The sequence below is a fragment of the Streptomyces sp. NBC_01335 genome, assembly GCF_035953295.1.
Taxonomy (GTDB): Bacteria; Actinomycetota; Actinomycetes; order Streptomycetales; family Streptomycetaceae; genus Streptomyces.
In genome coordinates this window covers 7,983,272-8,002,836 of record NZ_CP108370.1, presented here as the reverse complement: position 1 = coordinate 8,002,836, position 19,565 = coordinate 7,983,272, and the positions used below count along the sequence as shown (strand labels likewise).

Annotated in this window: 17 protein-coding genes; 13 read left to right on the top strand and 4 right to left on the bottom strand. The window is 72.4% G+C overall.

Going from position 1 to position 19,565, the window contains the following annotated elements; all coding sequences use genetic code 11:
* Positions 1–37: 37 nt before the first annotated feature.
* Both OG599_RS33660 and OG599_RS33655 read right to left on the bottom strand, forming a co-directional pair.
* Positions 38–637, bottom strand: a complete 600-nt coding sequence (locus OG599_RS33660) for a helix-turn-helix domain-containing protein (protein ID WP_327179755.1) — start codon at positions 635–637, stop codon at positions 38–40.
* A 229-nt stretch (positions 638–866) separates the two neighbouring features.
* Positions 867–1,145 (bottom strand): metal-sensitive transcriptional regulator, encoded by a 279-nt coding sequence (locus OG599_RS33655; RefSeq protein WP_327179754.1) that lies wholly within the window; start codon positions 1,143–1,145, stop codon positions 867–869.
* A 94-nt stretch (positions 1,146–1,239) separates the two neighbouring features.
* On the opposite strand from OG599_RS33655, the gene OG599_RS33650 reads away from it, so the two are divergent.
* A complete protein-coding gene (locus tag OG599_RS33650) occupies positions 1,240–1,812 on the top strand; it encodes a rhodanese-like domain-containing protein (RefSeq protein ID WP_327179753.1) in 573 nt (190 codons plus the stop codon).
* A gap of 351 nt (positions 1,813–2,163) precedes the next feature.
* Here the strand turns inward: OG599_RS33650 and OG599_RS33645 are convergent, their stop codons facing one another.
* A complete protein-coding gene (locus OG599_RS33645) occupies positions 2,164–3,459 on the bottom strand; it encodes an alpha/beta fold hydrolase (RefSeq protein WP_327179752.1) in 1,296 nt (431 codons plus the stop codon).
* Between the two features lie 492 nt (positions 3,460–3,951).
* On the opposite strand from OG599_RS33645, the gene OG599_RS33640 reads away from it, so the two are divergent.
* The 5 genes from OG599_RS33640 (at position 3,952) to OG599_RS33610 (ending at position 11,324) form a co-directional block, all read left to right on the top strand.
* Positions 3,952–4,881, top strand: coding sequence for a PmoA family protein (locus OG599_RS33640; RefSeq protein WP_327179751.1), 930 nt, complete (start codon positions 3,952–3,954; stop codon positions 4,879–4,881).
* 153 nt (positions 4,882–5,034) lie between these two features.
* Positions 5,035–6,273, top strand: coding sequence for an FUSC family protein (locus OG599_RS33635; RefSeq protein WP_327179750.1), 1,239 nt, complete (start codon positions 5,035–5,037; stop codon positions 6,271–6,273).
* 302 nt (positions 6,274–6,575) lie between these two features.
* The gene (locus OG599_RS35560) at positions 6,576–7,886 is read left to right on the top strand and encodes a pectate lyase (protein WP_442809637.1); all 1,311 of its coding nucleotides are present in this window, start codon (positions 6,576–6,578) and stop codon (positions 7,884–7,886) included.
* 1,441 nt (positions 7,887–9,327) lie between these two features.
* A complete protein-coding gene (locus OG599_RS33615) occupies positions 9,328–10,203 on the top strand; it encodes a Rossmann-like domain-containing protein (protein WP_327179748.1) in 876 nt (291 codons plus the stop codon).
* The gene (locus tag OG599_RS33610; RefSeq protein ID WP_327179747.1) at positions 10,200–11,324 is read left to right on the top strand and encodes a PLP-dependent cysteine synthase family protein; all 1,125 of its coding nucleotides are present in this window, start codon (positions 10,200–10,202) and stop codon (positions 11,322–11,324) included. Before OG599_RS33615 ends, OG599_RS33610 begins: the two co-directional genes overlap by 4 nt.
* Positions 11,325–11,349: 25 nt before the next feature.
* Here OG599_RS33610 and OG599_RS33605 read toward each other — a convergent pair whose 3' ends face one another.
* The gene (locus OG599_RS33605) at positions 11,350–12,309 is read right to left on the bottom strand and encodes a LysR family transcriptional regulator (protein ID WP_327179746.1); all 960 of its coding nucleotides are present in this window, start codon (positions 12,307–12,309) and stop codon (positions 11,350–11,352) included.
* Between the two features lie 264 nt (positions 12,310–12,573).
* Here OG599_RS33605 and OG599_RS35555 point away from each other — a divergent pair, with 264 nt between their 5' ends.
* The 7 genes from OG599_RS35555 (at position 12,574) to OG599_RS33575 (ending at position 19,101) form a co-directional block, all read left to right on the top strand.
* Positions 12,574–12,681, top strand: coding sequence for a putative leader peptide (locus tag OG599_RS35555; RefSeq protein ID WP_353963496.1), 108 nt, complete (start codon positions 12,574–12,576; stop codon positions 12,679–12,681).
* A 474-nt stretch (positions 12,682–13,155) separates the two neighbouring features.
* A complete protein-coding gene (ssuE, locus tag OG599_RS33600) occupies positions 13,156–13,719 on the top strand; it encodes an NADPH-dependent FMN reductase (RefSeq protein ID WP_327179745.1) in 564 nt (187 codons plus the stop codon).
* A 93-nt stretch (positions 13,720–13,812) separates the two neighbouring features.
* Positions 13,813–15,042, top strand: a complete 1,230-nt coding sequence (locus OG599_RS33595) for an SfnB family sulfur acquisition oxidoreductase (protein ID WP_327179744.1) — start codon at positions 13,813–13,815, stop codon at positions 15,040–15,042.
* 76 nt (positions 15,043–15,118) lie between these two features.
* The gene (locus OG599_RS33590) at positions 15,119–16,267 is read left to right on the top strand and encodes an LLM class flavin-dependent oxidoreductase (RefSeq protein WP_327179743.1); all 1,149 of its coding nucleotides are present in this window, start codon (positions 15,119–15,121) and stop codon (positions 16,265–16,267) included.
* Positions 16,264–17,124, top strand: a complete 861-nt coding sequence (locus OG599_RS33585; protein ID WP_327179742.1) for an ABC transporter ATP-binding protein — start codon at positions 16,264–16,266, stop codon at positions 17,122–17,124. The genes OG599_RS33590 and OG599_RS33585 overlap by 4 nt, the downstream gene beginning before the upstream one ends.
* A 37-nt stretch (positions 17,125–17,161) precedes the next feature.
* The gene (locus tag OG599_RS33580; RefSeq protein WP_327179741.1) at positions 17,162–18,202 is read left to right on the top strand and encodes an aliphatic sulfonate ABC transporter substrate-binding protein; all 1,041 of its coding nucleotides are present in this window, start codon (positions 17,162–17,164) and stop codon (positions 18,200–18,202) included.
* Positions 18,199–19,101, top strand: a complete 903-nt coding sequence (locus OG599_RS33575; RefSeq protein WP_327179740.1) for an ABC transporter permease — start codon at positions 18,199–18,201, stop codon at positions 19,099–19,101. Before OG599_RS33580 ends, OG599_RS33575 begins: the two co-directional genes overlap by 4 nt.
* Positions 19,102–19,565: the final 464 nt, after the last annotated feature.

Here is a 19,565-nt window from a genome sequence, read left to right as displayed (position 1 = left end):
CGGCCCGGGGCGTCGGGGGTGAGCCGCGGTGGTGGCGTCAGTCGGCCTTGGGCCGGGCGATGACGTGCATCCGTTCCCCCTGCGGCCCGAAGAGGGAGAGGAACTCCACCGTCTCCTCGCCGGCGGGGCCGAACCAGTGCGGCAGCCGGGTGTCGAACTCCGCGGCTTCGCCGGGGCCCATCACCAGGTCGTGGTCGGCGAGGCGCAGCCGCAGCCGCCCGGAGAGGACGTACAGCCATTCGTAGCCCTCGTGGGTGCGCAGGTCGGGGCGTTCGCCCGTACCGCCCTGCTGGACGAGTTTGTACGCCTGGAGTCCGCCGGGCCGGGCGGTGAGCGGGAACATGGTGCGGCCGTGGCGGACGACCGGTTCGGCCCGGACCCGGGGGTCGCCCACGGGCGGAGCGCCGATCAGTTCGTCGAGGGGGACCTCGTGGGCGCGGGCAATGGGCAGCAGCAGTTCCAGGCTGGGGCGGCGACCGCCGGACTCGAGCCGGGAGAGGGTGCTGACGGAGATGCCGGTGGCCGCCGAGAGGGCGGCAAGGGTCACCTCGCGGTCCTTGCGCAGGCGGCGTAGCCGGGGGCCGACCCCGGAGATCACCGCGTCCAGCTCGGGGTCGCCCTGCGCCTGTTCCTTCATGCCGACCAGTGTGCGGAATCGGCAACGGCGTTTGTCAACCGCGCACCGTGGCCGACGGACCGCAGCGGGTTCGGCGAGCCACGGCCGAGGTCGGCGAAAGGCGCCGCGTGGGCGTCCCGGGCCCGCCTCGGACCAGCGGGCACCTCGGACCAGCGGGCTCCTCGGACCAGCGGGCTCCTCAGGCCGGCGGGCTTCTCAGGCGAGTGAGCTCCTCAGGCGAGTGGGCTTCTCAGGCCAGGGAGAGGAAGAGCTTCTCCAGCCGGGCCCGCATCCGCTCCCGGTCCTCCGGTTCCGCCGTACCCTCGGCCAGACAGTGCTGGAGCCCGGTCGCGATGATCGCGAAGCCGGCCCGGTCCAGTGCGCGCGAGACGGCCGCCATCTGCGTGATGACGTCCTCGCAGTCGCGGCCCTCCTCGATCATCCGGATGACCGCACCGAGTTGTCCCTGCGCGCGGCGCAGGCGGTTGAGCACGGCCTTCAGCTCGTCGGCCGCCATGTCGAGTTCCACACACACCCCTCCGAATACCCCCAGGGGTATTTTATCCTCGCCGGGGCAGGAGGAACCCGTTCCACTTGCTCTCGACCGAAAGGACACCCTGCTCGTGACCAGCCCGGCAACCCTCTCCCCCGACCAGACCGCTTCCCGCCTGGACGAATTCACCGTCATCGACGTCCGGGGTCCCGGCGAATACGCCTCGGGGCACGTACCTGGCGCGCACAACGTCCCGCTCGACCGCATGGCCGAGGCCCTTCCGGCGCTGAAGGCAGCCGCCGCGCGCAACTCGCTGCTCGTGGTGTGCGCCTCGGGCGTCCGCTCCACGCGCGCGGCCGAGATACTCGCCGACGCCGACATAGCGTCCACGACCCTGACGGGCGGCACCTCCGCCTGGGAAGGCGCCGGGCACGAGCTGGACCGTCCGGCCGGAGCGAAGGCCGTCTGGCCGATGGAGCGCCAGGTCCGCCTCGCTGCGGGTTCCCTCGTGGTGGCGGGGATCCTGGCGGGCCGCCGCTTCCCCGCGGCCCGCTGGCTTTCGGCCGGTATCGGTTCGGGCCTCGTCTTCTCCGCGGTCAGCAACACCTGCGGCATGGCGGCGGCGCTCTCCAAGCTGCCGCACAACCGCGCCCCGCAGGCCGCCCCGGACCTGAACGAGACACTGGAAGCCCTGCAGAGCTGAACCCGGCGCGTCCGCGCGGCACCGACCGGCCCGCGTGCGAGCGGGTGGCAGGCGGGGAAGCGAAGAGCCGGCGGGGGTGGGCCGCGCTGCCTTGGCGCACGGCGACGAACACGTCATCAAGCTGACGGACACGGCCCTCGACTTCGGCGACGAACCGGCCCTCGCGGCGGCGCTGCGCTCGCTCCATCGAGCTGAGCGCTCCGCTGGAGTGAGGCGCGTCCGCTCCTGTTCCGCGGGCGGGAGGCGGGCGAGGCGGCAGGGGCTCGTCTCGCCTCCCCGCTCGCGGCACCGGTCCGGGACGGGCCCACGGGCCCACGCCCCGTCTCCGCCCCCGTCTCCCCGGGTCGGCGCTCAGACGTCGTCGCGGACCATGGCCAGCAGGCGGTCCAGCACGCGCGGTCCCCCCGCGCGCAGGCCGTCGTGCTCGAACTCGTTGGTCACCCAGGTCCGCAGCCCGCGGATGCCCGCCGCGGTGGCGAGCGCGTGGGCCGTGTCCACGTACATGTCGTCGTGGTAGACGGCCGCCGCGACCGGGACCTCGTTGGCGGCGAGCCGCTCCTTGTCGTACAGCTCCGGCCAGTCGGTCCGCGCGGCCAGCAGCTCGGCGGTCTCGCGCAGCGGGCGCAGCGCGGGATCCGTCTCGAAGTGCCACGGGTGGACGCTCTCGCCCGTGAAGAGCAGCGGACCGTCCGAGGCGAGTGCCGTCCCGGTGTCGAACTGCGGGAACTCGGCGCGGACGCGTTCGGCGGACCAGCCGGTGGGCCGCTCCCCCTGGCCGTAGATCGCCTCGTGCATCAGGGCGTAGAGCGGGTGCCCCGCGAAGGAGTTCGCCGTACGGAGAGCCTCCTGGAAGGTGTCGGAGAGCGCGGGGCCGTCCGCAGTGGTGACGAAGGCGTTCTCCAGCAGGTAGTGGAGCTGGTGGCTCCCCTGACCGCCGCCGAGCATGATGCCGAGCGACTGGAAGCCCTCGGGTGTCAGGAGATGGCCGGCGGACTCGACGCGGTGCGACGCGAGGTACGCGGCGATCTCCCGGGCCCGCGCGACGTCCTGCGGGTAGCGGGCGTAGTGGGCGGCGACCTTCCGCTCGATGCGCGGGTACGCGGCCCGGTAGACCTCGTCCGCGTGGGCGTCGAGCGAGGGCAGTCCGCCCGTGATGAGTACGGCGGCCAGGCCTTCCGGGGCTGCCGAGAGGTAGCGGACGGCGCAGAACCCGCCGAAGGACTGGCCGAGAACCGTCCAGGGGCGCCCGCCGGTCAGCTGCGCGCGGATCAGTTCGCAGTCCCGCACGATGCTGTCGGACCGGAAATGGCCCAGATACGCGGCCTGTTCGGCGGGACCGCCGCGCAGCGGCAGGGTCTGCCGGTTCGCCGGGGTCGAGAGTCCGGTACCCCGCTGGTCGAGGAGGAGGACGCGGAAGTCTTCGAGGGCCCGGCCGAGCCACGCCTCCGTACCGACGAAGCGCCGCGCCCCGAACCCCGGGCCGCCTTCGAGGTAGACGAGCCACGGCAGGTCCTCGCCGGCCTTCGACGGCGCGACCGCCTCGCGGCCGAAGACCTCGATCCGCTCGCCCTCGGGGTCGTCGTGGTCGAGGGGGACGGTGAACCTGCGGTCCGTGAAGACGACACCGGGGTGGCGGAAACTGGTCACAGCACTGCTCCTGAATCAGTCGGATTCCGGACAGTTCAGCACACGGCCTCCACGTGGCTCGTTCCGCCCCGGGTCATCGGGGGCGATTCCGGGCCGGTGTCAGGCGGCGGGGCTCCTCCGCATGCCGGTCCGCACACCGGCAGCGTTCCCCCCGCGAGTGCTGGTCGACCGCCCGCACCAGTGCCCCCTTCGGCCGCGCAGGGCGCTTTCACGCCGCTCACCAGCGGCGATGCACCGCACCGAGCCGCTTACCGGTTCCGGCGGCCCCTGTGCCGCTTCTCTTGACCGACTCCCGGCAGGGCGCCTAAGTTCGGATAGAAAGCGCTTGCTACACCGCTGGGCGCGCCGTGCCGTCGAGGCCGGGGCCCCGCCATGCCCGCTCCCGGCGCACCCGAGCCCGTACCTGCGGACACCACAGCCCACAAGTCCCCACAACCACCCACAGCCCCATGAACACCACTGGCCCCACGGACCCCTTACGGAGATCACCGCATGACCGCGAAGCCCGTCCTCGTCCACCGGCACGGCGAGGACGTCCGTGTCTCCGTCGCCTCCACCGGGGTGGAGCTCCTGCGGTACGTCTACCGGGCCGAGGCCGCCTGGGAGGCGCCGAAGCCCTACGTCCACCCGCTGCGCACCCTCGCGGGCCGGACCGTCACCGACTACCGCCCGAACGACCACCGCTGGCACAAGGGCCTGTCGATGACCGCCTCGCACCTGTCGGGGCAGAACCTCTGGGGCGGCAACTCCTACGTGCCCGGCGAGGGTTACCAGCCGCTGCCGGAACGGGTCGGTTCGATGGCGCACGCAGGGTTCGACGAGGTCTCGGCGCGGGAGGACGGGGTCACCCTCGCGGAGCGGCTGACCTGGCATCCGTACTCGGGCGAGCACTGGGCCGACGAGGTACGGCGGGTGGAGGTGCACGACATCGACCCGGCGGGCGGGAGCTGGGCCCTGACGTGGTCCAGCGCGGTGACCAACCGGCGGGCGGAACCGCTGCGGTTCGGCAGCCCGGCCACGCACGGGCGGACGGGCGCCGGGTACACCGGGCTGTTCTGGCGGGGCCCCCGCGCCTTCCGGGGCGGCCGGGTGTTCTCCGCCGACGGCGAGGGCCCGGACCTGAAGGGGCAGCAGTCCGACTGGCTCGCGTACACCGGGGAGCACGACGGTTTCGACGGGTACGCCACGGTCGTCATGGCCCACGCGCCCGAGAACGACCACACCGGCGCGCGCGGAACGCATCCGGCGCACTGGTTCGTACGCAACGACTCCTACGCGGGCATGGCCCCGTCGTTCGCGTTCCACGAGGAGCTGGTGCTCGATCCCGGCCGGACCCTGGAACGGCGCTACCGGGTGCTGATCGCGGACGGCGCCTGGGGGCGGGACCGGATCGGGGCCGCTCTGGACGGGATGGCCTGGTAGGCGCCGGCAGGCAGCGCCCGAAGGCGCGCCGGTCGCCACCGGGCACCGGACGGCCCGTGTCCGGTGGCGACCGGCGCGGGCCGTGCTGCGTCCGTACGGAGGCACCTGGAACCGGGGGTGCTGCGAACGCGATCTTCGGGGCAGTTTGTAGGAATGTCTGGAGTTTCCGCACCCGTACTCGAACTCGTCCGGCGCACCACCGAACCGGTGGTCGTGCAGACCCTGCGCTCCACGGCCGCGGCCGTCATCGCGTTCTCCGTGGCCCAGGCGACGCTGCCTCAGCCGGCGCCGCTGACCGCTCCGCTGACGGCGCTTCTGGTCGTGCAGGTCACCCTCTACGCGACCCTGACCACCGGCATCCGCAGAGTGAACTCGGTGATCGTCGGTGTCCTCATCGCGATCGGTTTCAGCGCGCTGGTGGGCCTGAACTGGTGGAGCCTCGGGCTGACGATCTTCACCGCCCTGATGATCGGCCGGGTCGTGCGGGTCAACGAGTTCGTGCCCGAGGTGGCGATCAGCGCGATGCTCGTCCTGGGTGTCTCCCAGGTCGCCGACACCGCCTGGGACCGGATCATGGAGACGCTGATCGGCGCCGGGGTCGGGCTGCTCTTCAACCTCCTTTTCGCGCCACCGGTGTGGGTGCAGACGGCGGGCGCCTCCATCGAGGGGCTGGCCACCCGGATGGGCTCGATGCTGCGCGCCATGGGGCAGGAGATCGGTGGCCACATCCCCGTACCGGAGGCCGCCGCCCGGCTGCACGAGGCTCGCCGCCTCGACCACGACATCGTGGAGGTGGACGCCTCGCTGAGGCAGGCCGAGGAGAGCCTCATGCTCAACCCACGGGTGCGCCAGGGGCTGCTGAACCGGGTCGTGCTCCGTACCGGTCTGGACACCCTGGAGATCTGCGCGGTCGTGCTGCGCGTGCTCACCCGCACCCTGACGGATCTGGCCAAGCAGCGCACCGAGGAGAAGATGTTCCCGGACGACGTGGGCGAGGGGCTGACCGAACTCTTCGACCGGATGGCCGAGGCCATCGAGGCGTTCGCCCGGCTGATCACCTCGCCACTGGCGACGAGCGGCGAGGAGGCCGAGGACCGCCTCGCCGAGGCGCTGGCGCGGGGCCGCCAGACGCGCGACCGGATCGCCGATCTGCTGCTGGAGGACGTGCAGGAGCACCCCCGGCAGTGGCAGTTGCACGGCGCCCTGCTGGCCGAGGTGGACCGGGTCCTCGACGAGCTCGACATCGACAAGCGTACGGAGCGGCTGGGCGAGGAACTCGACCGCCGGTCGGCCGAGCTGCACGAGCGCCACCCCCGGCTGCGCCGGCTGATCCGGAGGCTGAGCAGCAACGGACCGCGACGGCGGCGGCCGAGGAGTCCCGAGGCCGGTTGACGAGGCCGTCGGCCGGTCGAGGAGTCCTGAGGTCCGTCCGTCCAGGGGGCCGTCGGGTCCGGTTCCGGCTCGTCCGCCGGGCCGGGCCGACAGCCCGGGGGCCCCTTCGTATCGGTTCGCGCGCAACCCATTGACCGCCGATTCCGGTTGACGTACCGTCACCGGCGTTCGCATACAAGAACTCGGTTCAGAAGAACGAACACCGTTCTTCTCGCTTTCCCGGCCGAGCGCTTGCCTTTACCACCGCACCAACACTTCCTGGTGCCTGCGGAGGACGCCGCAGGCGGTGAAAGGACCCTCGAATGCGCACGGAGAATCAGCATGCCAGAAGGCGGGGCGGCAGGGCAGCCGCCTCGTTCCTCGCGGTCGCCGCACTGATAGCGGCGACGCTCACCGCCCTCTTCGCCACCGGCTCGGCCTCGGCCGCACCCGCAGCCGGTTCGTACACCCTGAAGAACGCCGGCAGCGGACTGTGTCTGGAAGTCCCGGGCGCCAGCACCTCGGCCGGCACCCAGCTCACCCAGAACACCTGCGCGGGCAGCGCGGCGCAGACCTGGAAGCTCACGGCTTCCGGCAGCGGTTACACCCTGATCGCCTCGAACAGCGGCAAGTGCGCCGGTGTGAAGGACGCTTCCACCAGCGCCGGCAAGGCCGTCGAGCAGCAGACGTGCAGCGGCGCGGCGACCCAGGTGTGGACCCTCACCCAGGTGAGCGGGAACATCTACCAGGTCATCAACAGCAACGGCGGCAAGTGCCTCAACACCAAGGACTCCGCCACCGCCGCGGGCACCCTGATCCAGCAGAACTCCTGCGACTCGGTGACCAGCAAGCGCTGGACCTTCACCGCGGCCGGGACGACCACCCCGACCGACCCGCCCACCACGACCCCGCCCACGACCACGCCGCCCAGCTCGGGGTCGAAGCCCGCCTGGCCGACCGCCAACGGAAGCCAGGCCGTCTCGGCCAGCATCCAGGTGTCCGGCACCTACGACGGCGGCCTGAAGCGCTTCTACGGAACCGGCGACCTGGGCAGCGACGGCCAGGACGAGGACCAGCCGGCGATGTTCGAACTGGCCGCCGGTGCCACCCTGCAGAACGTCATCCTCGGCTCCCCCGCCGCTGACGGCGTCCACTGCGCCGGTGCCTGCACGCTCAAGAACGTCTGGTGGGAGGACGTGGGCGAGGACGCGGCGACCTTCCGCGGCAGCTCCTCCTCGCAGGTCGCCACGGTCGACGGCGGCGGTGCGCGGCTGGCGGACGACAAGGTCTTCCAGCACAACGGCGCCGGCACGGTCGTCATCAAGAACTTCCAGGTCGACGACTTCGGCAAGCTGTACCGCTCCTGCGGCAACTGCTCGACGCAGTACGGCCGCCACGTCGAGATCTCGAACGTCTGGATCACCGCACCTGGCACGTCCGTGGTGGGCATCAACACCAACTACGGCGACACCGCCAAGATCTCGGGCGTCACGATCTACGACGACGCGGACCGCGACATCGACATCTGCAAGAAGTACAAGGGAACGACGAGCGGAGAGCCGTCCGAGACCGGTTCGGGCGCCGATGGCACGTACTGCATCTACAGCTCGTCCGACATCACCTACGTGGACTGAGGCGCGGCCGGCGAACGCCGGAGCACGGCCTGAGCACGGCGCTTGCACGGCACGACGGAGGGGCAGCGGGCACCACACGCTGCCCCTCCGGGCCGTTTCGCAGACGCCCGCAGAAGTTCTACGGCGCCACCGGCCGCACCCCTCGGCCGCTCTCCTCCACCGGACGGTCCACCATGGTTCTGGGCCAGCAGGACGCGTACACCGAGGTCGTCGTCGGCCAGGCGTGCGACGAAGCTCGACAAGTCCCACCGAGGACGATGTTGACCTGCGGTTCCACGGCGGCGAAGCAGGCGTGTTGCCATCGGATCAGCACTCTGCCTGTCACAGGGGAGACTGACGAGGTTGTTTCACTGGGTACGCCGGTCCTTCTCGCGGCATGATGACCCTCATGGCGCATATTCCCTCCCGCACCGTCGGGGGTTCCTCGCTCTCTCTGTGGTCGAAGGACTCGTTCCTGTCCATCGGCTCCGTCGGGTCCGTGCTGTCCATCGGTTCGGTTGGCAGCGCTCTGTCCGTCGGGTCCATCGGCTCTTCCCTGTCCGTCGGCTCGATCGGCTCTGCGATGTCCCTCGTTTCGCTGGGGTCCATTCAGAGCACCGCAAGTGCGCTGTCCATCCAGGGACGGTGCTCTGTACTGGCCGCCGGGTCCTACCGCGTGATCAGCTCGCGAGGCACGCTCGCACTGGTCGGATCGGGCGTACTCGCCCTTGTCGGCGCACTTGCCCTGCACACACGTATCAGGCGGTGACGGGTCCGACGCCATCGGTCTCGGTGCCGATGGAACTGCTTGGGTGACAGCTGTCGCGCTTCGGCTCACGGGTGATCGTGACTGGGTGCTCCAGCTGGCGGGTGAGCTCATGAGCCGGCGGATCCGGAGTCGGCGGAGGTACCGCAGGAAGAAGTCGGCCGTTTCCTGGCCCACTTGGGCCCGGGCATTCGGATCTGCCGGCTCCGGCTCGATGAAGCCCTGGTGGCGGGCCTCGGGACCGACCGAGCACCCACTCGCGGTGGGAATGTGTTCGAGATACGGCCTGGTGTCGTCAAAGGGAACGATGGTGTCGGCTCCGCCCCACCGGATCCGCACCGGCACGCGCACGGACCGCAGGCTCTCCGCGGTGACGGACCTCCCATCGCTGGGCGCCACCTGGAAGACCGCCTGCACCCGGGGTCGGTGGCCGTTCCCAAGTGAAGCAGAAGCCTTCCTCCGCCTCGTAGCCGTCGACGTGAGGCCGGAAAGGACTAGCTGACGGCTCGACGAAGCCCACAGGGCCCCCGTTGCCGTGTCGGCCCGTCCGGTGCGGCCCGACACGGCAACGGCTCCCACCGGCAGCACGAGTGACAATGAAAATGATTGTCGATAACGTGATCCCTCCGGGTGCCCGCCTCCGAGCGCGGGGTTCTGCCGTCGCGCCCGGACGCCCCGCACCGCGAAGGAGACACCATGGCCCCCCTGATGCACGCGAGAGGGGCGCGGCCGCACGCGAACACCCCTGCGGCCGACGCGGGCTCGTACCCCGAACTCGCCGGGCGGGTCGCCGCCGGGGCGTTCGGCCCTCCCCCGGAGACCCTCCGGATCTCCTCGGCGTTCACCACCCATCAGGCCGTGCGCCACGACGGACGGCACACCGGCTACCGCAACGAGGTGCTGAGCCTGCGGCTGGCCGGGGCGGTGGGCTCGTGCGCGGTGGAGCCGGGTTCGCTGCCCGGCGACGTCGTGGCGGAGTGCGCCGGGGCCGACGCCGGACGCTTGCTCGGGCACCGGCTGCTGCCGGTCCGGGTGGCCGCCCTGGACGCGTACCTGATGCACGTCCGTCCGCACGGAACCGCGTCCGGAGCGGTGACCTGCCCACTGCCCGGCGGGAGTTCGCTGCTCAGGTCGCGGGCGCGGGCCCGGGCCGCCGTGGGGTTGCTGCGACTTCCGCCGACGAGCACGGTGTTGGTGGTGGGGGTCGTCAACTCGCTTCTGGAGGAGCTGCGTACACGTGGACTGTCCTATGTTCCGTGCGACTTCAAGGGCGGCACGACGGAGTGGGGCGAGCCCGTGACGACGGACGCGGTCGAGGCCCTGGACCGCTGCGACGCCGTACTCGCGTCCGGAATGACCCTGGGCAACGGTACGTTCGAGGAGCTGCGCATCCAGGCGGCGCGGCGGGGAATGCCGCTGGTGATGTTCGCCCAGACCGGCAGCGCGGTGTTGCCCAGGCTCCTCGGGGCGGGCGTCACGGCGGTGTGCGCCGAGCCGTACCCGTTCTTCTGGCTCGACGGCGGTCCGGGCTCCCTGCACCTCTACGGTGGGCACGCCGGAGGCACTCCGTGACCACGGCCGTCCGCGCTCCGGTGGAGAACCGCGCACTGCTCGACCTCGTGGGGCAGACCCCGCTGGCCCGCGTCACCACCGATCTCGCCGGGCCGCACCCGGGGTTCTGGGCGAAGCTCGAAGGGCTCGGCGCCGGGGGCATGAAGGCGCGCCCCGCGGTCTCGATGCTGCTGGGCGCCAGGGCGCGCGGCGAACTGCCGCCCGGGGCGCCGGTGGTGGAGTCGACCTCCGGCACGCTCGGAATCGGCTTGGCCTTCGCCGGACAGGCCCTGGGGCATCCGGTGACCCTGGTGGTGGACGCCGAACTCGAACCCTCCATGCGGCAGTTGCTGCGCGCCTACGGAGCCCGGCTGGAGTTCGTGCACCGTCCCGCACGCCAGGGCGGCTGGCAGACGGCCCGGCTCCTGCGGCTCCGCGAAGTGCTGGCGCGGACGCCGGGGGCGTACTGGCCCGATCAGTACGGCAACCCCGACAACGTGGCCGGTTACGCCTCGCTCGCGGCCGAACTCGCGGCCCGGCTCGACCGGATCGACATCCTCGTGTGCAGTGTCGGCACGGGCGGACACAGCGCCGGCATCGCCGGCCCGCTCCGCCTGCGCCGGCCGGGCCTGCGGCTCGTCGGGGTGGACGCGGCGGGGTCGACGATCTTCGGCCCACCGGCCCGCCCGCGCCTGATGCGGGGCCTGGGCAGCAGCATTCGTCCGCGCAACGTCGCCTACGAGGCGTTCGACGAGATCCACTGGATCGGTCCGGCCGAAGCCGTGCACGCCTGCCGCCGACTCGCCTCCGGGAACTTCGTCAGCGGCGGATGGAGCACCGGAGCCGTCGCCCTGGTGTCCGCCTGGGCGGCCCGTACCCACCCTGACGCGGTCGTCGCCACCGTCTTCCCCGACGGACCCGAACGGTACCTCGACACCGTGTACGACGACGGCTTCACCGCCGCCCACGGCCTCGGCGAGCCCGCCGCCCATCCGGTGGAAGTCCCATACCCGGCGGCGGCGTTGGAGGCGGGAGGATGGGCCCGCTGCCGGGCCGTCGGCGGACCGTGGATCCCGCGCGTGATGCCGATGCCGGCGTCGGCATCCACCTCCGGGGGCGTGCTACGGCCTCTGCGTGCCTGAGGCGGCCCATGCCGCGTTCCGGCCGTCAGTGGCTGTCGCGCTCCACCACCGGGTGGCCGCTCTCCTCGCCGCCCGCCCGCAGCCGCGCCTGCTGCGCGGCGCGTACGACGAGGGTGGACCGCAACTCGCGGGCCGCGCGGGGGAAGGAGCCGCTGCGGGGCCGCTGGACGACGACCAGGACCCTCGTGGTGTCGTCCGACAGCGGGCGGGAGACCAGGACTCCGGCTCGCTCCAACGGGTCGCCCAAGACGCTGAAGTCGGGCAGGACGGTGACGCCGAGGCCCTCGGCGACCATCAGTTTGCCGAGCTCGGCGCCGTCCGTCGTGTAGCTGAACGACGGCCCGCGCCCCTCCCCCAGCAGCCGGTGCGTGTAGCGGTGCATGACATAGCCGGGGCGCATACCGATCAGCGGTTCGGTGAGCAGGTCCTCGGGGGTCACCACCTGCCGGTCGGCGAGCGGACTGTCCGGCCGCATGCAGACCACGGGCCGGCCGCGCAGCAGTTCGGTGGTCTCCATGTCCGGCGGAGTGTCGTCCCCCAGCAGGTAGTTGACGAGACCGAGGTCGAACGCCCCTTCGCGCAGCCCTCGGTGGATGTCCTCCTGCTGGGTGCCGATCACTTCGACCTGGGTGGCCGGATGGGTGGACCGGAAGTCGCGCATCGCGGGCATCAGCAGGGGCACCGTCGCCGCGTTCACCGTGCCGACCCGCACGGTCCGGCTGCTGTGGTGCTGGTCGTGGGCGGCCCGGCGCAGCCGGTCCACCGACTCCAGTACGTCGACGATGTGCGGGAGGAGTTCCCGGCCCTGTTCGCTGATCCGGGCTCCGGAGCGGCGGCGGTCCAGCAGATCGACACCGAGCTCGCGCTCCAGGTTGCGTACCGTCTCGCTCAACGCGGGCTGGGAGAGGTGGAGTTCACCGGCGGCGCGGCGCAGCGATCCGGTTCTCGTCACCGCCGCGATGCACTCCAGCTGTTCGATGCGCATGGCTCGTCCTCCGGAAGGGGCGCCCCCGCGGAGGGCGGCAACCGCCCTGGCCGGAGGGAAAGGTGAGAGGGAAACCCTATCAACGGTTCGCCGATACCGACTCCCACCGAGGGCCCGGCTGCCGGTACGCTCCTTGACGGGAACGGACAGCGGGCGGCCGGGAAGGCCGCGCGGACCGCGTTCCCCGGTGGCACGGTTTTCCCGCTCGGCGGGTGGACCGGGCCCGGCCGGACAGCTCCACCCCCTCCCAGCGGATCGGTGACCATGGACAAGCGAGTGGACCTCACGCGGCGGCGCCATGTCGACCTCGCGCGTGTCTCCAGCGCCGTCTGTCGCCCCTGCCACGGTTGTCGCCCCGGCCACGGCCGCTGACCGTCCCGCCGTAGCGCGTCTCGGGAGCCTCGTCCCGCCCGTTCCGCTCCTTTGCCGCACCCTGCCCGTCCGTCCCACCACACCATCGCGCGGTGGGACGGACGAGTGGTGCAAGGGGGCGTGGTGTGCCCGTCGCACCCGGGAGCGCCGTCCGGTGACGGCCTCGGCGACGAGGTGGCTCGTGTCGGCCGATGCGCCGCGACGCCTCCCCATCCTCGCCGCGGACATGCCGTAGGTGCACAGGTTTCCCGATCGCCGTACGGGAACCCGGCCGCCTCGGCCCGTGTGCCGCCGACCGCCGGACCCTCCGGCCGCCGGACCGTCTGCCGTCTGCCGTCTGCCGTCTGCCGTCTGCCGATGCGTCGGCTTGTAGCCGGTGACTGCCCCCTGCGCCCCGCGGCACCCTCCCCGCCCTCTGCCTGCCTTCCCTGCCCCGGCTGATTCCCGTGCCCGGTGCCGACCTCTGGAGTTCCGATGGCCGTCATCCTTTCCGTGTCCGGCAGTCCTTCCGCCACGTCCCGCACCTCCCGGCTGCTGCGTCATCTCGACGCACGCCTGGAGTCGGACGGGCACGAGGTCGTACCGCTGGACGTCCGCGATCTCCCCGCTCAGGCCCTGCTGGGGGCCGATCCGGGCCATCCGGCCATCGCCCGTGTGGCGGCGCTGGTGGACCGGGCGGACGGCCTCGTCGTCGGCACACCCGTCTACAAGGCCGCCTACTCGGGGGTCCTCAAGGCGCTGCTGGACCTGCTCCCGCAGTACGCGCTGGCCGGGAAGACCGTCCTGCCGCTGGCCACCGGCGGGTCGGTCGCGCACGTCCTCGCCGTCGACTACGCCCTGCGCCCGGTACTCAACTCCATGGGCGCCGGCCACATCACCCAGGGGTGGTTCGTCGTCGACAAGGAGATCACGGTCTCGGCGGACGGCCAGGTCACGGTGGCCGCCTCGGCCGCCGCGCCCCTGTACGACGTCCTCGGCCGGTTCTCCGCCGCGCTGTCCCCGGCCGGATCGCGCCCCACCCTGTACGCCACCGGGTGACCGGTGCGCGGACCGGGACCAGCGCCCGCCCGCACCCACTCCTGCCTTCCCGCCCGCAGCCCTTCACGCCCCCGCCCGACCCCCGGAGTACCGATGACCGTTTCCGCCGTCCCTCCCTCCCTCTCCGCCGGAGATCCGTCCGCCGCCCATGTGGTCCGCGACGACGCGGAGGCGCTCGCCCTCGCGTCCGAGCTGGCCGCGGAGTTCCGCACGGGCGCCGCCGCGCGGGACGCGGAGCGCCGTCTGCCGCACGCCGAACTCGACCGCCTCTCCGCCTCCGGTCTCCTCGGCGTCACGGTGCCCGGGGCGTACGGCGGTGCGGGGGTGCGCCACACCACCTTGGCTCGGGTCGTGCGGACCCTCGCCTCGGCCGATGCCAGCCTCGCGCAGATCCCGCAGAGCCATTTCGTGTACGTCAACGTGCTGCGCGCCCGGGGCAGCGAGGAACAGCGCCGGTTCTTCTTCGGCGAGGTGCTGGCGGGCCGCCGTTTCGGCAACGCCCAGTCCGAAGCGGGGACGAAGCACGTCCAGGACATCCGGACCCGGCTCACCTCCGACGAGGGCGGCGGCTTCCTGCTGACCGGGGAGAAGCACTACTCGACCGGGGCTCTCTACGCGGACTGGATACCCGTGCTGGCCCGGGGTGACGACGAGGAGCTGTGGGTGGCCTACGTGCCGCGTTCCGCGAGCGGCGTCACCGTGGTGGACGACTGGGACGGGATGGGGCAGCGCACGACCGCGAGCGGGACGGTCCGGCTCGACGGCGTCCGCGTACCGGCCGACCGGGTGGTTCCGCACCATCTCACCTTTCGCGGACCGCAGTTGCACGGGGCCGTCGCCCAGTTGCTGCACGCCGCCATCGACGCGGGCATCGCGGCGGCGGCTCTGGAGGAAGCCGCGGCCTTCGTCCGCACCAAGAGCCGTCCCTGGTTCGAGAGCGGGGTGGAGAAGGCCTCCGACGACCCACTCCTCATCCAGCGGTTCGGTGAACTGTCGCTGCGCGTACGGTCGTCCGACGCGCTGCTGGCCGAGGCGGCGCGTGCGGTCGACCGGGCGGAGGCCGATCTCACCGACGACTCCGCCGCCGAAGCCTCCCTGGCGGTCGCGGCGGCGAAGGTCGTCGCCGCGGAGGCGGCGGTCGAGACCGGCTCGGCGCTCTTCGAGGTGGCGGGCACCCGGGCGGCGCTCGACTCCCTGAATCTGCACCGGCATTGGCGTGACGCCCGGACCCACACTCTGCACGACCCGACGCGCTGGAAGGTGCAGCACCTGGGCCGTTGGACGCTCAACGGCACCCGCCCACCCCGCCACGGGCTCCTCTGACCGCCGCCCGTTCCCCGTTCCGTCGCAGTCCCCACTCCGCCGCATCCTGCTTCCCGCACCGAAAGGACTCTCCCTCATGTCTCTCACGTTCCACTGGTTCCTTCCCACCAACGGCGACAGCCGGCACGTCGTGGGAGGCGGTCACGGGACGCCCGTCACGGCGGCGGGCGGCGACCGCCCGCCGAGCGTCCCCTACCTCACGCAGATCGCGCTGGCGGCCGAGCAGCTGGGCTTCGTCGGCGCACTCACCCCGACGGGCGCCTGGTGCGAAGACGCCTGGCTCACCACGGCGTTGATCAGCCAGCACACCGAGCGCCTGAAGTTCCTGGTGGCCTTCCGGCCCGGATCGGTGTCCCCGACCCTCGCGGCGCAGATGGCGTCCACGTACCAACGGCTCACCGGAAACCGGCTGTTGCTGAACATCGTCACCGGTGGTGAGAGCCACGAGCAGCGCGCCTACGGCGACTTCCTCGACAAGGAGGGGCGGTACGCGCGCACCGGCGAGTTCCTGCACATCGTGCGGGAGCTGTGGAAGGGCGGGGCCGTCGACCACGCGGGCGAACACCTGCGGGTCGAGGACGCCAGGCTGGCGAGGGTGCCCGACCCGGTCCCCGAGATCTACTTCGGCGGTTCGTCCCCCGCCGCCGGTGTGGTCGCGGCCCGGCACAGCGACGTCTACCTGACCTGGGGCGAGCCTCCCGCGGCCGTCGCCGGGAAGATCGCCTGGATCAGGAAGCTCGCCGCCGAGGAGGGGCGGACCGTGCGGTTCGGCATCCGGCTGCACGTGATCACCCGGGACACCTCCGAGCAGGCGTGGGCCGAGGCCGGACGGCTGCTGGACGGCTTCGACGAGCAGACCATCCGGTCCGTGCAGGAGGGCCTCGCGCGCAGCGAATCGGAGGGGCAGCACCGGATGCTCGCGCTGCACGGCGGCGGCCGGGACGGGCTGGAGATCCATCCGAACCTGTGGGCCGGCATCGGGCTGGTGCGCGGGGGTGCGGGCACGGCCATGGTCGGTTCGCACGAGGAGGTCGCCGACCTGATCGCCGAGTACCAGGCCCTGGGCATCGAGGAGTTCGTCCTGTCGGGATACCCGCACCTGGAGGAGGCGTACTGGTTCGGCGAGGGCGTCCTGCCGGTGCTGGCACGGCGCGGGCTGTGGAAGCCCCCGTTCGCGAGCGCCGCCGCGCCCTCGGCCATCGTCCCGTTCGCGGGGCGGCGGTGAGCCGGGCCGGCTCCACAGCCGATGTGGCCGGGCCGGGGGTGGGGGCGCCGGAGGCGCCCGGCCCGGGGGAACGGTCCGGTACGGGTGCCGCCGCCGTCTCCCTGCGGGGTGTCGGGCGGGACTTCGGGCAGGGCCGGCGGGCCCGGAGCGTGCTGGCCGGAATCGACCTGGATCTGGCGGCGGGCGAGACGGTCGCGGTGCTGGGGCCGTCCGGGTCCGGCAAGTCGACGCTGCTGAGACTGATCGGCGGGCTGGACGTACCCACGTCGGGTCAGGTGCTGGTCGACGGGAGGCCCGTCGTCGCGGGCGATCCGCGCACGGCGGTGGTGTTCCAGGACCCGCGCCTGATGCGCTGGCGCACCCTGTCGTCCAACGTCGCCTTCGGTCTGCCGAGGGGCACCGACCGGGCCGAGGGGCGGGCCACCGTCGCGCGGCGGCTCACCGAGGTGGGCCTGGACGGGTACGGCGGCCACCGCCCCGGCCAGGTCTCCGGCGGTATGGCGCAGCGGGCCGCGCTCGCCCGGGCCCTGGCGCGGGAGCCGGGCGTGCTGTTGCTCGACGAGCCCTTCGCGGCGCTCGACGCGCTCACCCGGATGCGGATGCAGGACCTGCTGGACACGATGCAGCGCGCGGCGGGCACCACGGTGCTGATGGTCACGCACGACGTGGACGAGGCACTGCAACTCGCGGACCGGATCGTGCTGCTCGGGTCGGGCCCCGCCGCCACGATCGCCGCCCGGATCGACGTCCCCGTCGCCCGTCCCCGGCCACGTGGCCATCCGGAACTGGCGCCGCTGAGAGCCGATCTGTTGCGCCGGCTCGGCGTCGGCACCCCCGACCGTCCCCACCAGCCCTGAGAGACAGGCCATGAGAGACACCTCCGTGAGGACCACCGTGAGCACCACTGTGCGAACCGCCGTACGACGAGCCGCGGGAACCGCTCTCCTCGCCGGTCTGCTGCTGACCGCCACCGCCTGTGTGTCGGGCGAGTCCGCCGACGGCTCCGCCGCGGCCGGCCCCAAGGCCGGCGGCGCCTCGGTGACGGTCCGGCTGGACTGGGCGTACTACAACCCGGAGAGCCTCGTCCTGCGGGAGAAGGGCTGGCTCGGCAAGACGCTCTCCGGCCAGGGCGCCGCCGTCACCTGGACCCAGTCCCTCGGCAGCAACAAGGCCAACGAGAACCTCCGCGCGGGGGCGATCGACTTCGGCTCGACGGCGGGCACACCCGCTCTGCTCGCCCGTGCCAACGGGACCGAACTGCACACGGTCGACGTGTACAGCCGGCCCGAATGGTCCTCGCTCGTCGTGGCGAAGGGCTCGCCGATCCGGTCGGTGCGGGAGCTGAAGGGCAGGAAGGTGGCGGTCACGAAGGGGACGGACCCCTACTTCTTCCTCCTCCAGGCGCTGGAGAGCGCCGGTCTCGGCGCCGACGACGTCACGGTCGTCAACCTGCAGCACGCGGACGGCCGGACGGCACTGGAGCGGGGAGACGTGGACGCGTGGGCGGGGCTCGACCCGTACCTCTCGCAGAGCCAGATCGACAGCGGCTCCCGGCTGATCTACCGGAACCTCGCGTTCAACTCGTACGGCTTCCTCAACGTCTCCGCGGACTTCGAACAGAAGCACCCGGAGCTGGTCCAGACGGTCGTGGACGGTTACGAGAAGGCCCGGGCCTGGATCATCGCCCACCCGGACGAGGCCGTGCGCCTGCTGGCGAAGGAGTCCAAGGTGAGCGAGGCCGTCGCCAGGCAGCAACTGACCGGGCGCACCGAGCTCGACATCTCCCCCGTCCCCGGCGGCGAGCAGCGCGCGGTCCTCGACCGGATCGCGCCGGTCCTCGTGGAGGAGAACCTGGTGCCCGACCGCGAGGCCGTCGACGGCGCGCTGGACTCGCTCTTCCTCCCCGAGTACGCGCGGAAGGCGGACCCCTCGTGAGCGCCGACACCACGGAGATGGCCACCTCCCGGACCGGGAAGAAGGCGGAGGCGGTGACGGGCCGGGACGCTCCGGCATCCGGCTCGGTCACCTCGTCGGTCTCCGGGCGGCGTGCGCGCGGTGGCGGTGAGCGGCTCGCCGCCACCGGGCGGGCGGCCGGGCGCGTGGCGGTGGGGCTGCTGGTGCCGGTGGCGCTCCTCGTCGTCTGGAACACGGCGGCGCGGTCGGGGGCCTACTCGCCGAGCCAGCTGCCCGAGCCGTCGGCGGTGGCCCGCGCCGCCCGGGTGCTCTGGGAGCGGGGCGAACTCCTCCACCACGTGGCGATCAGCGTGCAGCGGGTCCTGTTGGGCTTCTCCGCCGGGGCCGGGGCCGGACTCGTACTGGGGGGTCTGGTCGGGCTCTCGACGGCGGTGCGCCGGCTGCTGGGCCCGACCTTCCAGGCGCTGCGCGCCGTACCGTCGCTGGCGTGGGTGCCGTTGCTGCTGCTCTGGCTCGGCATCGGCGAGACGCCGAAGATCACGCTGGTGGCCGTCGGCGCCTTCTTCCCCGTCTACACGACGGTGGCCTCGGCGCTCGACCACGCCGATCCCGGTCTCCACGAGCTGGGCCACGCCTACGGCCGTCGGGGCCCCGCGCTGCTCGCCCAGGTGCTGATCCCCGCGGCGGCGCCGTCGGTGCTGTCGGGGCTGCGGCTGGGGCTCGCCCAGGGGTGGCTCTTCCTGGTCGCGGCCGAGCTCATCGCTTCGTCCATGGGTCTGGGCTTCCTCCTGATCGACAGTCAGAACACCGGGCGGACCGACGTCCTGCTGCTGGCGATCGTGCTGCTGGCCCTGCTCGGCAAGGCGACCGACGCGGTGCTCGGGGCGGTGGAGAGGGCCGTGGCCAGGAGGTGGACGTGATAGGACGACCCGCCCGGCGCACACCGGGCGGAGCTCCGGCCACCGTGTGCGCCGTATGACCGGGTGTGAAGCCGGTGTTACAGGATCACGAAATGAACGCCGCCCCACGAGATGTCCCGCGCCTGCCCGGACGCCGTACCCAGCCACCGCCCTGATGACATTCTCGCTGGTCAGGCCAGTGGCTGCGGCACGCCCCAGGGGCGTCGCGCCGACCCTCTACACCCGTTCACACAGCTTCGGGGGACATTGACGCTTTCTCCCCCGCATGGGTTAACTGACGCCGGACCGGCCCGGTGATTCCCCGGCGGTCCGGCGGCCACGAGCCCGTGTGCCGCCCGTTCCACCGAGCGTGTCCCAGCGGCTCGCTCACTGCGGCAGAGAGACCAGGATGACCAGCATGGAGAGCGCACCGGAGAGGACGGCGGGCGTCCGCCGCCTCCGCTCCGCCGCGCCGTCCGCCACGC

Bases quoted from the DNA above. Each gene is read 5' to 3' on its own strand.
- OG599_RS33660 (WP_327179755.1), bottom strand. From the start codon at position 637: ATGAAGGAACAGGCGCAGGGCGACCCCGAGCTGGACGCGGTGATCTCC.
- OG599_RS33640 (WP_327179751.1), top strand. From the start codon at position 3,952: ATGACCGCGAAGCCCGTCCTCGTCCACCGGCACGGCGAGGACGTCCGT.
- OG599_RS33635 (WP_327179750.1), top strand. From the start codon at position 5,035: ATGTCTGGAGTTTCCGCACCCGTACTCGAACTCGTCCGGCGCACCACC.
- OG599_RS35560 (WP_442809637.1), top strand. From the start codon at position 6,576: ATGCGCACGGAGAATCAGCATGCCAGAAGGCGGGGCGGCAGGGCAGCC.
- OG599_RS33615 (WP_327179748.1), top strand. From the start codon at position 9,328: ATGGCCCCCCTGATGCACGCGAGAGGGGCGCGGCCGCACGCGAACACC.
- OG599_RS33605 (WP_327179746.1), bottom strand. From the start codon at position 12,309: ATGCGCATCGAACAGCTGGAGTGCATCGCGGCGGTGACGAGAACCGGA.
- OG599_RS35555 (WP_353963496.1), top strand. From the start codon at position 12,574: ATGGACAAGCGAGTGGACCTCACGCGGCGGCGCCATGTCGACCTCGCG.
- ssuE (WP_327179745.1), top strand. From the start codon at position 13,156: ATGGCCGTCATCCTTTCCGTGTCCGGCAGTCCTTCCGCCACGTCCCGC.
- OG599_RS33595 (WP_327179744.1), top strand. From the start codon at position 13,813: ATGACCGTTTCCGCCGTCCCTCCCTCCCTCTCCGCCGGAGATCCGTCC.
- OG599_RS33590 (WP_327179743.1), top strand. From the start codon at position 15,119: ATGTCTCTCACGTTCCACTGGTTCCTTCCCACCAACGGCGACAGCCGG.